Raw genomic sequence first — 12,507 nt, 5'->3', positions numbered from 1 at the left:
CACGATGGAACCTTCAGTAATTGGCATGTACGGTTTCAGTGCCGCGATTGTTCTACTGGCTATGCGGGTACCTATTGGGTATGTGCTGGTAAGTGTGGCTTCCGTTTGTTCTTTGGTGGCCTACGCCTGGCGCCCGGGTGGTGATTTTACCTTCATGCGGGGCTTGAGGCCGGCGCTGGGGTTAATTGAGTCCAACGCTTACGACTTCATCCATTCGTATCCTTTGAGCATGATTCCGCTGTTCATAGCCGCTGGGCACATTGCCTATCATTCACGCATAACCACGGATATCTACGAAGCCATGCGAGTCTGGCTTGCCAAGCTTCCGGGTGGTCTCGCTATTGCGTCCTTGTTCGGTTGTGGTGGTTTCGCTGCGATCACTGGCTCAAGTCTTGCGTGCGCCTCCTCTATGGGCCGGATCTGTGTTCCAGAAATGTTGCGCTTCGGCTACAGCCCGCAACTCGCGACATCTACTGTTGCCATGGGTGGAACCCTGGGCGCACTGATACCGCCAAGTGTGTTGTTCATTATCTATGGCATGTTTACTGAGCAATCTGTCAACAAGCTGTTTCTGGCCGGTATTCTGCCGGGGCTTTTGAGCCTGGCTGGCTTTATTCTGGTGGTTGTTGTGTGGTCGCTGGTGAGGCCCTCGGCCGCGCCCGTGCCAAAAGATCTGAACTTCACAGGCAAAGAACGGCTTAATGCCGCGATTAAGGCTTGGCCAGCTCTGATGCTGATGACCATCATCATTGGCGGCATATACGGTGGACTATTTACGGCAACAGAAGCCGCAGCCATCAGTTTGGCTTTTGCCTTGGGGTTTGGTGTTCTTTCCCGTCGCCTGACCTGGTCTGACTTCATGGCGTCAATGCGCGAGACTGCCTATCAGTCAGCCGGACTGTTCTTTATCGCAGTTGGTGCCAAGATTTTTGTTTCCTTTGTGTCGCTCACTGGCGTGACCGGCGTGCTTGTAGAGGCAGTCGCAGCAGCCGGGTTTGAAAACTGGATGGTGTTGCTGTGCATCGTGCTGCTTTATGTCGGTCTGGGTATGTTCCTTGACCCACTCGGCACCATGTTGCTGACCCTGCCGTTCGTTATTCCCCTGGTTGAAAACATGGGCCTCGACCTGATCTGGTTTGGCGTCATTGTTATCAAGCTGCTGGAAGTGGGTTTGGTAACGCCCCCGGTTGGATTGAACGTGTTTGTCATTAAGAGTGTGATTTCACGAGAGATTCCGGTGCATACGATTTTCTTCGGTGTAATGAAATTTATGGTTGTTGATTTGATTGTGGTGGGCTTGTTGTTGGCTTTCCCGATTATTTCACTGCTATTGCCAATGAGCATGTCATAGCGATTGGAAGCGATCGTCACTGAACATTGTAAATCTATAAGAATAGAGCAGGGTTTTTATTATGTTGGCCAAGGCGAATACGCGAAACGATGAACCATCCATGAGTTTTGGTGAGATTCTGGAAACCACAGCTGCGCGCTGGCCAGATGCACCTTCAATCACGGATGAAGGTCGTACCTATACCTGGGCAGATACCGCTGATCGTTGCCGTCGCCTTGCTAACGCGCTGGCTCTGCGAGGTATCCGGGCCGGAGACCGGGTTGCGTATCTCGGTTTCAATTCACACCGGTTGTTCGAGATGTTCTTTGCGCCATCTCTTATCGGTGCAATTGTGGTGCCGATCAACTTTCGCTTGTCCCAGAGAGAAATGATTGAGTGCCTTGAAGACTCCGAGCCAAGAGTATTGGTTGTCGATGGGTATCATCTTGCTCAGGCTGAGGCGTTAGTTGCTGCTTGTTCCGCGGTAGAGATTGTTATCAATGCCAGTGAGTTGAGCACGCCGGAATACCAGCTCTCGTATGAGGCACTGATTGAGGAAACCAGCGCCGAGCCGATGGGTGAGCGCAGTGGTGGCGATGATACGCTTGTGCTGTTTTTCACCGGTGGCACTACGGGGCGCTCCAAAGGCGTCATGCTGAGCCATGCTAACCTGTTGGCAAACAGCCGTGGCACCATTCCTCTGTATGAGTTGGTAGAGCTTGGGCGCTACTTGCTTGTTGCCCCTATGTTTCATACGGCGGCTGGTTCCCGGGTATACACCGCGGTAACCCTCGGTACCCATACGATTCTGTTGCCGAAGTTTGATGTCGAAGAGGTGATGGCGACCATTGAGAAGTACAAAATCAATGGCTTGCAGTTAGTGCCTACTATGTTTCAGATGATTCTGGATCACCCGAAACTCGATGAATTCGACCTGTCCTCTTTGAAAATGGTTGGCTACGGTGCATCGCCTATGCCGGTCGCTTTATTGCAGCGCGCCATTGATAAATTCCCGGGTATTCGCTTTTGTCAGGCCTACGGAATGACGGAAGCGTCGCCGGTTATTACAACCCTTGGTCCCGAGGACCATGTGATTTCAGGTGGTGGCGAATCCAAGTTGCATACCGTAGGGCGGCCAACATCCTACGTGGATCTGAAGGTTGTTGATGCCATGGGCCGCAGCGTACCCCAGGGAGAAACAGGTGAAATAGTGGTGCGCGGGCCAAACATAATGAAGGGGTATTGGCGAGCACCTGAGCAAACAGAGGCTGCTTTGCGTGATGGCTGGTATCACACTGGAGACAGTGGCTATTTCGATGCAGACGGATACCTGGTTCTGGCAGGCCGAATAAAGGACATGATCGTCAGTGGTGGCGAAAACGTCTATCCAATTGAAGTTGAGAACGTATTATCCCACCACCCTGCCATTGTTGAGTGTGCTGTTATTGGCGTACCGCATCAAATTTGGGGTGAGTCGGTTCATGCGGTTGTTCGTCTACGAGAAGGTAGCCCCGCGGTAACAGAAGAAGAACTGATTCAATACTGCCGTGATCGTATTGCACATTATAAGTGCCCAACCGGAATTACTATCCGGGAAGAACCCATGCCAATGTCTGGCGTAAATAAGATACTTAAAACTGAGCTCAGAAAAAGCTTTTCGAGTGATTAGGCAGTGTTCGGTTTTAGTATGTTTTTGATGTATTAGTGGTATACATAAAGTGTATTTGTTGTTGTTCTTGTATTTGATATTGTTATTTCTGTTGGGTGTTGAATATTTTGTATTTCAGGTTTTGGGTTTTCTTGAGAAAGAAAACCCTTTTTTATTTATAGCGTCAGATCCTCCAGAGATTGTTTTAGGAGTGGTTCGTTATGCAGAACATCAACTTTAATTTTCCTGCACCTATAGTTGATCCGAGTGTTGAAACGCTCCGGATGGACGTGCGCCAATTTCTTGCCGATGAGCGGCGCAAAGGTACCTTCCACCCGGGAGCTGACTGCTGGTGTGCAGGCATTGATACGGACTTTACTCGCAGGCTGGGGCAAAAAGGCTGGATTGGTGTCACCTGGCCAAAAGAATATGGCGGGCAGGAACTAACAGCTCTTCATCGTTACGTCATCACTGAAGAGTTGCTGGTGGCAGGCGCGCCTGTGCATGCGCACTGGATTGCTGACCGCCAGAGCGGCCCGCTTATCCTGCAATCCGGCACCAAAGCCATGAAGGAAGGCATCTTGCCACGTATTGCGGCAGGCACATGCTACTTTGCGCTCGGGCTAAGTGAGCCAGGCGCGGGCTCCGATCTTGCAGCGGTCAGAACACGGGCATTACCCACCGAAGGAGGGTGGCAAATTACCGGAACCAAACTCTGGTCGTCAGGAGCGCAGGTTTGCGAATACATGACGGTATTGGCACGAACCAGCAAGGTAGACGAAAACCACCGCCATGCGGGGCTAACCCAGTTTTTGGTCCGCCTGGACTCTCCTAGGGTCACTATTCGCGGCATTCAGGACATGAGTGGCGTCGAGCATTTCAACGAAACCAATTTTGAAAATGTTTTTGTACCGGACGATGCGGTGCTGGGTGCCGTTGGTGATGGCTGGAAGCAGATCACTGGGGAGTTGGCTATGGAGCGGTCTGGCCCTGAGCGCTTTTTGAGTACGTTTGTTGCGTTGGAAAGGGCGTTCTCCGAAATGGCTGCAATGCCGGAAAACTCACACCAAAAAGCGGTTCTGGGCCGTCTGGTTGCCCGGATTCGTGCGTTACGCAGCATGTCTCTGGGGATTGCAACGCTGCTGCAAAATGGACAATCGCCGGAGGTAGAAGCTGCAATTGTGAAAGACCTGGGAACCCGGTTTGAGCAGGAAATAGTCGAAAAGTTACGGGAGTTCTGGCCAATCTTTATGTCGCAGAACAGCGGTGATGACTTTCAGAATCTATTGTCGGAAAGCCTGCTTCGGCAACCGTCGTTCACACTTCGTGGCGGTACCAACGAAATTCTGAAGGGCATTATTGCACGCGGTCTCGGGCTGCGTTGAGGTGTTTTATAAGGCGCACCACGCAGGTCGTGAATGAATAGTAGCTGACAATAAAAGAGGCATCCGATGGAACAGTCTGATCAGTTAATTCTGGATACCGCAGAGCGCATTTTTGCAGACCACTGCAGCGCTGACGTGGTCAATGCCGCCGATAGTGGGCACTACCCAACCGAACTATGGGGAGCGCTGAAAGAAGCCGGGTTGTTGCTCGTCTGGGTGCCCGAGGCTGAAGGTGGCGTGGGTGGCTCTATGGGGCTGGGATTCTCGCTCATAAGGCGTGCTGCCCGTTACGCATTACCCGTGCCATTGGCGGAATCCCTGGTGGCCAACTGGTTGCTGGCTCAGGCAGGGCTGGCAAGCGGCGAACAGAGCAATGGTTTTGCGCTAGCACTGGATGCGCTACCTGAGCTGAATAATGGAGAGCTACACGGCGTTGTTGAAGGGGTAGCGTTTGCCTCTCAGGTGTCGCAACTGGCTGTGCCCTGCCTGCAATCAGGGCAGTTAACGATTGCATTGGTTAACGTTGATGCCTGCGAGATCAGCGAACAGCGGAGCCTGGCGGGGGAGCCCCGAAGCACCGTTGCGTTTAAGGGTGCGGTGCCTCTTGCCTCCGGAACGGTTCACAGCGGGGGGTCAATCGAGTTGGCACGGGGCATGGCCGCGCTTACCCGGGCTCATCAGATTGCTGGCGCCTTGGAGCATATTGTGACGCTCACTGTAAATTACGTGCAGGAACGGAATCAGTTTGGCCGGGCCTTGTCACGGTTTCAGGCCATTCAGCACAGTGTGGCGGATATAGCGGGTGAGAGTGCTCTGGCCAACGCGGCTGTTGAGCAAGCGGCCCGAACAGTATCCCAGCCTGACTGCGAGTTTGATGATGCGCTAATGGCCATTGCCACAGCAAAGTCTGTAGCTGCCGAGGCTGCTGGCAAGGTCGCACAACTGGCACACCAGGCCCATGGCGCCATGGGCTTTAGCCATGAATACCCGCTGCAGCAGTACAGTCGCCGAATGTGGTGCTGGCGTGAGGAATTTGGCTCCGAGTTCTATTGGAACCAGTGGCTGGGGCAGCATGTAGCTAGCAAAGTCAGCCTGACCGACGAAGGCGGTGCCTGGGCCTCTATTGCACGAGCCTATTGAAGAGTGGGCATTTCAACGGAGATACACAATGACAACCTACAACGATATTGATGTTGAGTGGCACGGCCATGTCGCTGTGGTCGAGATACAGCGGCCTCCCCTTAACTTCTTTGATAACTCGCTGATTCAGCAGATTGCCGATTGTTTTGATGAGCTGGGACAGGATGACCGCTGCCGCGCCATTGTGCTTGCTGCGCAAGGCAAGGCATTTTGCGCTGGCGCCGATTTTTTCTCATCAGGCAAGGCATTATTTGATCCGGAGTCTCCGGACAGTGCTATCCGGCTCTATCAGAACGCCATCCGCCTGTTCGGTTGTAAAAAACCCGTCGTCGGTGCTATTCACGGTGCGGCTGTTGGCGGCGGGCTTGGCCTGGCGTTGGTTCCGGACTTCCGTGTTGTTGCGCCGGAAGCCAGGTTTGCTGCGAACTTTGTACGGCTGGGAATCCACCCGGGGTTTGGCATCAGCTCTGTGCTGCCGCGAATTATAGGTGCACAAAAAGCTAATTTGATGCTGCTGACAGGCCGGCGAATAAACGGTGAGCAGGCATACGAATGGGGTCTGGCAGACCAGTTGTCCAGTGCTGCGGCTGTGCGTGATGACGCCATCGCACTGGCTGCAGAAATTGCCGAATGTGCGCCTCTGGCCGTGGAATCAACTCGTGCTACTTCACGAGTTGGGCTGATTGAAGAGCTCAGGGAACGGGTAAAACACGAGTTTGCCGAGCAGGTATGGCTGGCGAAAACCGAAGACCACCTTGAAGGTGCTCGTGCAGTAGGTGAGCGCCGACTGGGTAAGTTCAAACGTGCTTAGCCGAATTTGCGGTTATTAACGTTACAACAAGAGGATTTTGTAATGGCAGATGCAGTTATCGTATCCACAGCCCGTACTGGCTTGGCTAAATCATATCGTGGTTCTTTCAACAACACTCACAGCCTTGATATGGCCGCACATGTTATCGAGCATGCTGTGCAGCGCGCCGGTATCGACCCGGGCGTGGTTGAGGATGTCATCCTCGGCGCAGCCTACCACGAAGGAGCGCAGGGCAAAAACATGGCTCGGCAAGCGGCAATTCGGGCCGGTTTGCCGGTGACAACTGCGGGTCTGTCCATTAACCGTTTCTGCAGTTCTGGCCTGCAATCCATCGCTCTGGCATCGCAGCGCGTTATTTCGGAAAAAGTGCCCGCTATGGTGGCAGGCGGTGTTGAATCGATCAGTTTGGTCATTAACGACAAGCTCAACAAATACCGCGCTACCAACGAATGGCTGATGAAACACAAGCCTGACCTGTACATGGCGATGATCGAAACTGCTGATATTGTGGCTCAGCGCTACGGTGTAAGCCGTGAATCGCAGGATGAATACTCTCTGATCAGCCAGCAGCGCGCTGCGGCCGCCCAGAAGAACGGCCTGTTCGATGATGAAATCGTGCCCATGGAAACCACCATGCTGGTGAAAGACAAGGCGACGGGCGAAATGAGCGAAAAGCAGGTCACGGTGGATCGTGACGAGTGCAACCGCCCCGATACCACCGCAGAAGGCCTGACCTCATTGGAGCCGGTGCGTGGTCCTGACCAGTTTATTACCGCAGGAAATGTGAGCCAGCTGTCGGACGGTGCTTCGGTGTGTACGGTTATGAACAGCCAGTACGCGGAAAAGAACAACATTGAGCCTATCGGCATCTTCCGCGGATTTGCGGTGGCGGGTTGTGAGCCAGACGAAATGGGCATAGGCCCGGTGTTTGCGATTCCCCGGTTGCTGGAGCGTAACGGCCTGACCATGGACGATATCGACCTGTGGGAACTTAACGAAGCCTTTGCTTCGCAGGTTGTGTATTGCCGCGATCGGCTGGGCATTCCCATGGAGAAGCTGAACGTGAACGGTGGCGCCATCGCCATTGGTCACCCGTTCGGTGTTTCCGGATCACGCCTGACCGGGCATGCGCTGCTGGAAGGCAAGCGTCGAGGTGCCAAACTGGTGGTTGTCACTATGTGTATTGGTGGCGGGCAGGGCGCGGCTGGTCTGTTCGAGGTAGTGTAACTCAGGCTTAAATAGCCAGAAGAGAGTGCCGCGATTCGGGAAACCGAACCGCGGCATCCGTAGCCGCGTTAAGAGGCGGCAGTCAGTTTGTTCCGAGCTTCTGCGTATTCATCCCGCAGTTGTGAAATCACCTCTGCAGCGGAGGTGATGGCAGTAATATTGCCCACGCCTTGTCCCGCGCCCCACACGTCTCGCCATGCTTTGCCCTTGGCACTTCCCTTGGAGCCAACCTTCATTTTGCTCTTGTCGGATTCAACCAGGTTGTCCGGGTCGAGCCCCACGTTCTCAATACTGCCGCGCAGGTAGTTGCCATGCACGCCGGTGAACAGGTTTGAGTAGATAACATCGGATGCAGTCGAGTCCACAACCATCTGTTTATAGGCGTCATCTGCGTTAGCTTCGTGAGTCGCTATAAAGCGTGTACCCATGTAGGCCAGATCTGCCCCCATAACTTCTGCGCTGAGAACATGATTTCCACGGGTGATCGAGCCCGCCAGAATAACCGTGCCATCGTAAAATTGACGAATCTCGGTCAGCAAGGCAAAAGGGTTAGTTGTTCCGGCGTGCCCACCGGCGCCTGCAGCCACCAGAATCAGGCCGTCAACGCCTACGCTAAGTGCCTTCTTGGCATGTTTTACGTTGGTGACGTCGTGGAAAACCAGACCGCCGTAGCTGTGTGCTGCCTTCACAACCTCAGTGGGGGCATGAAGGCTGGTGATGATGATAGGCACCTTATGCTTTACGCAAACGGCCATATCATGCTCAAGACGGTCGTTGGAGGGGTGAACGATCTGGTTCACGGCAAAGGGCGCTACCTTGGCATCCGGGTTCTGCTCTTTATAGTCAGCCAATTCCTGTTTGATGGTGGTCAGCCACTCGTCAAGCTTTTCGGCTGGCCGGGCATTCAATGCAGGGAAGGAGCCAACAATACCGGCTTTGCACTGTTCAACCACCAGTTTGGGGTTGGAAATGATAAACAACGGAGAACCGATGACCGGTAGTGTCGTATTGTCTTTAATTATTTCGGGTAAGCTCATTGAGTTTCCACTCCTGTCTGGCTTTTTATTGGCATATTACAATCTACCAAATAATAATTAGCTGGCTATTATCGTTATTGTCTATGTCGTAGGCTTTTTCGGTATGGAGGCTTATTTGTGTGGTTGTTCCAGATAATTACAGGAGAATAAGGAGTGCTGCATAGAGGGCTATTAGCACGGTCAGGTTGAATACGCCGTTCCAGATAAAACCAAATACAGCGGGTGTGACATCGGAAAAATTCGAAATAAAGCGCAAAGCCGCAGTGAACGGCGACAAGCCGGCAAATACCGCCCAAGTGAGGGAAATGACGACGACCTGAACCGTTGGCGGTATTGATAAATCCGGCAGTTGCTGCAAAACCCCCAGAAGCAGTGTGACCGTAATGATGGGGTTAATGGCAAGTAACGATGACAGGAGAATGATCAGGGATATTATGATCATCAGCCAGGCATCGCCAATATTGGCCTGTTCTATCCAGTTATTTATCCAGGCGGGATCAATCAACGGAATAAGAATCACGCCAATAAAACCGGAGGAGGCAAACAGGGCGACTTCATTGCGCTGGTTGGTGAAAGTTACCGGAAATGACCGGGTGACTCGCCGGGCAACGAGAGCCGCAGCCAGGCGCGCATTTGAGCGCCGGTATTGGAAGCTAATCCAGATTACGCCAATAAAGGGTACGCACATCAGCAGAGCTGAAAACATTTGCAGGCCGGTGAGAACCGATACGGCAATGGCGGTGGCAGGTATCAGCGCAACCAACAGAACCAGAGGAAGCAAATAGTACAGCCGGTGATTGGCTCCCGGAGTCACCTTTCGCTGCGGGTAGGAAATCCGGTCAAGAACGGCCCCCCACAGGATAAATACGGCGGCCAGAAGAAGCCCCACCGGTGCGTAGTGCTCCCACTGCAGGCTGGGAATGGCAGACAGCACCAGAAGCATGGTAACGGAGGTCGGCGACCAGAGAGGAATACTGCTGAAACCCCTCAGAACGGCTGTCAGCATTCGCCGGCTGCGGATTCCGGCAATACGCTTCTGCTCGTCTGTATCGCCATAGTGGATGGCGCGCTTCACCATGGTTCCGAGCACGTTCAGTGCGCCCACATTCAGCATAACGCTGAAAAGGTGAGACCCGAATGACATCAGCAGGTAGCGTCGTCCTGGAGGTTGATTCACCATAATGGTGCCGCACCTGCGAACCAGAGGAGAGCTGCCCGCTGCTTCCCTCAGCACCGCAAGAGATGTCAGAAAAAATGTAAAGAAGGCGGCCCGGTCGATGGCCGCCGCCAGCTCTGGCCATGTGATGTCATGATTGAACCAGAGCGTAAGCCCGAGCCCAATAGCCACAACCACAAAAAACTGAAAAGTTCTGTGGATCTGGCGCCACTGCACCGCCAGAAACAAAAGAATTGCGGCGGCTGCAAGCGCGCTGGCCCATTGCGAAGCGCCGAATTCGACAACAACAGCACTCAGGGAAACGGCCACCAGACACAAAGCTGATAGGTTAAGAGGCCATAGAGTGCCGCTCTGTTTCTCTATGGTGGCCGAAGTTGTGCTCACGTGGGTAGTGATATTTGAGCAAGTCGTTGTTGGTGGTGGTCCGCATCACCGAACATGGTGTTGATCACCATCAAGCGTTTTACGTAATGGCCAACGTCCAGTTCATCGGTAACACCCATGCCTCCGTGCAACTGGATGGCTTCGTTGCAGATCATTCGCCCATTGCGGCCAATCATATATTTCAAAGCATGCAAACTGCGATCGGCATCGGTGGTCCCTACAGAGCAAACAGCCCTGAAGAGTAATGAACGGGTCTGCTCGCAGGCCATGAACATATCAACCATGCGGTGCTGCAATACCTGGAATGACGAAATAGGCGCTCCAAACTGCTTGCGGGCCTTGGTGTATTCCCGGGTCGTGTCGGTGAGCTTGACCATAATGCCCATCGCCTCGGCACACAGGGCAAGGACGGTGTTGTTGACGACCTTTTCAATCAGGCTGTAACCGTCGCCTTCCTCGCCAAGCAGTTGACTGCTCGCCACGCTCAGGTTCTCGAACCGGATATTGGCAACCAGCTGGCCATCCATAAGACGGTAGGAGGTTTTGTGTACACCGGGGGCATTTGCATCAATTACAAACAAGCTGATGCCGGCCGTGTCGAACTGTTCACCGTTAATGCGTGCAGATACAACTATCTGGTTTGCAGTGGCGCCATTCATCACCAGTGTTTTCTCACCGTTGAGCACATAGCTCTCACCCTCGCGGGTTGCCGTAGTTTTTACATCTGCAAGGTTGTAACGGCTTTGGCGCTCCTGATAGGCGAAAGCGCCCTGAAGTTGCCCGGCAATCAAAGGCTCAAGCAGGTTTTGCTTGAGTATGTCTGGCGCGCCAAGATCGACAAAGCTGCCGAATAGCATAACCGTAGGAATATAAGGCGATGCCACCAGGCCTTTGCCCAGTTCTTCCATTATTACCATGGTGTCTGCTGCGTTTCCGCCGAATCCACCACCGGCCTCTGAAATAGGCACGGATAGCCAACCAAGCTCCGCAAAGGTCGCCCAGGTGTCGCGGTTAAAGCCTTCAGGCAGCCTTACGTCTTTTTCGCGGACTTCAAAAGAATACTGCTGATCAATGAAACGGGCGGTACTGGCCTGCAGCATTGCCTGTTCTTCAGATAGGTTAAAGTGCACGGATATGACTCCTCAGCATTAGATCAGTCCGGTTACAGGCCAAGCACGTGCTTGGCAGTAATGTTTTTCTGAATTTCATTGGAGCCACCGTAAATGGTGGTGGCACGGCCATACATGTAGTCCTTCCGTGCCTGATCTCCGAATTCGTGGCCAATGTCGCCCGAGCCAAGGCTGTCATTGATAATGCCACCATAGGGGCCAGCCAGATCAATGGTCAGCTCATGTATGGCCTGTTGAACCTCCGTGCCTTTGATCTTCAGCAACGACGACTCGGCGCCAGGCCCCTGACCACTGGCCTGAGCCGCCAATACCCGCAGCCCTGTGTATTCCAGCGCCATCAATTCCGCTTCAATGTCGCTAAAACGGGATCTGAAAACCGGGTCCTGTGCCATTACATGGCCGCCTTCTGTTTCCCTGAGCGCATATTGCCTGAGCTTCTCAAGACGACGTTTTGAATCGGCAACCCTGGCGATAACCGTTCGCTCATGAGCCAGCAACGACTTGGCGTAGGTCCAGCCTTTGTTTTCGTCACCGATACGGTTTTCTACGGGTACTCGAACATTGTCGAAAAACACTTCGTTGAGTGAGTGCTCGCCGTTAATCGTGGGGATAGGTCGTACCGTGACGCCCGGGGTCGTCATGTCGATCAGTAAAAAGGAGATGCCCTGCTGAGGGCGCCCTTCGGTGCTGGTGCGGACCAGGCAGAAGATCCAGTCAGCATGATGCGCGCCGGTGGTCCAGGTTTTGGATCCATTAACAACGTAGTGGCCGCCATCACGCTCTGCGCGGGTTTTCAGGGATGCCAAATCGGACCCGGCACCCGGCTCGGAATAGCCCTGGCACCACCAGTCATCGGATTCAAGAATGCGTGGCAGGAACCGCTGTTTTTGCTGCTCGGTGCCATAGGTGTAGATAACCGCCCCGACCATTTTCAGGCCGAAAGGCAGCACGTCGGGCGCATTGGCCGCCACCCGTTCGGTCTCAAAAATGTGCATCTGGGTGGGCGTCCAACCGGCGCCCCCGTACTCAACGGGCCAGGTGGGGGCAATCCAGCCTTGGGCAAACAGATGTTTTTGCCACCGAATTGTTCCCTCTTTGTAGGTATCTGGCTGGGCTATGAGTGCGGTGACTTCCGATACAGGAGCCTGCTTGAAAAATTCCCGAACCTGATCACGAAACGCCAACTCTTCCGCAGAAAATGAGATATCCATTGCTTAGACCCCCGGTGCATTACTGCA

The 12,507-nt window shown here is 53.5% G+C and carries 10 protein-coding genes; 6 read left to right on the top strand and 4 right to left on the bottom strand.

The window, feature by feature from the left end:
* Positions 1–4 precede the first annotated feature (4 nt).
* From AADB16_RS00890 to AADB16_RS00865, 6 genes are all read left to right on the top strand, one after another.
* Positions 5–1,351: a TRAP transporter large permease gene (locus AADB16_RS00890; protein WP_309045701.1), complete on the top strand. Its 1,347-nt coding sequence runs from the start codon at positions 5–7 to the stop codon at positions 1,349–1,351.
* A 61-nt stretch (positions 1,352–1,412) separates the two neighbouring features.
* On the top strand, positions 1,413–2,999 hold the full coding sequence (locus AADB16_RS00885) for an acyl-CoA synthetase (RefSeq protein ID WP_410800741.1): 1,587 nt from the start codon (positions 1,413–1,415) through the stop codon (positions 2,997–2,999).
* 200 nt (positions 3,000–3,199) lie between these two features.
* Positions 3,200–4,363 (top strand): acyl-CoA dehydrogenase family protein, encoded by a 1,164-nt coding sequence (locus AADB16_RS00880; protein WP_410800739.1) that lies wholly within the window; start codon positions 3,200–3,202, stop codon positions 4,361–4,363.
* A gap of 66 nt (positions 4,364–4,429) precedes the next feature.
* Positions 4,430–5,503 (top strand): acyl-CoA dehydrogenase family protein, encoded by a 1,074-nt coding sequence (locus AADB16_RS00875; protein ID WP_410800738.1) that lies wholly within the window; start codon positions 4,430–4,432, stop codon positions 5,501–5,503.
* A gap of 28 nt (positions 5,504–5,531) precedes the next feature.
* The gene (locus AADB16_RS00870) at positions 5,532–6,314 is read left to right on the top strand and encodes an enoyl-CoA hydratase/isomerase family protein (protein ID WP_410800736.1); all 783 of its coding nucleotides are present in this window, start codon (positions 5,532–5,534) and stop codon (positions 6,312–6,314) included.
* Positions 6,315–6,356: 42 nt separating this feature from the next.
* Positions 6,357–7,541: an acetyl-CoA C-acyltransferase gene (locus tag AADB16_RS00865; protein ID WP_410800734.1), complete on the top strand. Its 1,185-nt coding sequence runs from the start codon at positions 6,357–6,359 to the stop codon at positions 7,539–7,541.
* 68 nt (positions 7,542–7,609) lie between these two features.
* On the opposite strand, the gene AADB16_RS00860 is transcribed toward AADB16_RS00865, so the two are convergent.
* The 4 genes from AADB16_RS00860 to AADB16_RS00845 all read right to left on the bottom strand — a co-directional run bounded on the left by AADB16_RS00860 (position 7,610) and on the right by AADB16_RS00845 (position 12,480).
* Positions 7,610–8,578: an NAD(P)H-dependent flavin oxidoreductase gene (locus tag AADB16_RS00860; protein ID WP_410800732.1), complete on the bottom strand. Its 969-nt coding sequence runs from the start codon at positions 8,576–8,578 to the stop codon at positions 7,610–7,612.
* A gap of 136 nt (positions 8,579–8,714) precedes the next feature.
* The gene (locus tag AADB16_RS00855) at positions 8,715–10,139 is read right to left on the bottom strand and encodes a hypothetical protein (protein ID WP_410800730.1); all 1,425 of its coding nucleotides are present in this window, start codon (positions 10,137–10,139) and stop codon (positions 8,715–8,717) included.
* Positions 10,136–11,269 carry an acyl-CoA dehydrogenase family protein gene (locus AADB16_RS00850; protein ID WP_410800728.1) on the bottom strand — a complete coding sequence of 378 codons (1,134 nt, stop codon included), beginning with the start codon at positions 11,267–11,269 and terminating at the stop codon, positions 10,136–10,138. The genes AADB16_RS00855 and AADB16_RS00850 overlap by 4 nt, the downstream gene beginning before the upstream one ends.
* Positions 11,270–11,301: 32 nt before the next feature.
* Positions 11,302–12,480, bottom strand: coding sequence for an acyl-CoA dehydrogenase family protein (locus tag AADB16_RS00845; protein WP_410800727.1), 1,179 nt, complete (start codon positions 12,478–12,480; stop codon positions 11,302–11,304).
* Between the last annotated feature and the right edge of the window lie 27 nt (positions 12,481–12,507).

Origin of the sequence: Marinobacter sp. KMM 10035, from assembly GCF_046537445.1 — a bacterium.
Classification (GTDB): Bacteria; Pseudomonadota; Gammaproteobacteria; order Pseudomonadales; family Oleiphilaceae; genus Marinobacter; species Marinobacter sediminicola.
This window is presented reverse-complemented; position numbering and strand designations above follow the sequence as displayed.

What these genes read in the sequence shown, in the direction of transcription:
- AADB16_RS00865 (WP_410800734.1), top strand. Translation starts at nt 6,357, where the DNA reads ATGGCAGATGCAGTTATCGTATCCACAGCCCGTACTGGCTTGGCTAAA.
- AADB16_RS00885 (WP_410800741.1), top strand. Translation starts at nt 1,413, where the DNA reads ATGTTGGCCAAGGCGAATACGCGAAACGATGAACCATCCATGAGTTTT.
- AADB16_RS00845 (WP_410800727.1), bottom strand. Translation starts at nt 12,480, where the DNA reads ATGGATATCTCATTTTCTGCGGAAGAGTTGGCGTTTCGTGATCAGGTT.
- AADB16_RS00890 (WP_309045701.1), top strand. Translation starts at nt 5, where the DNA reads ATGGAACCTTCAGTAATTGGCATGTACGGTTTCAGTGCCGCGATTGTT.
- AADB16_RS00860 (WP_410800732.1), bottom strand. Translation starts at nt 8,578, where the DNA reads ATGAGCTTACCCGAAATAATTAAAGACAATACGACACTACCGGTCATC.
- AADB16_RS00880 (WP_410800739.1), top strand. Translation starts at nt 3,200, where the DNA reads ATGCAGAACATCAACTTTAATTTTCCTGCACCTATAGTTGATCCGAGT.
- AADB16_RS00870 (WP_410800736.1), top strand. Translation starts at nt 5,532, where the DNA reads ATGACAACCTACAACGATATTGATGTTGAGTGGCACGGCCATGTCGCT.
- AADB16_RS00875 (WP_410800738.1), top strand. Translation starts at nt 4,430, where the DNA reads ATGGAACAGTCTGATCAGTTAATTCTGGATACCGCAGAGCGCATTTTT.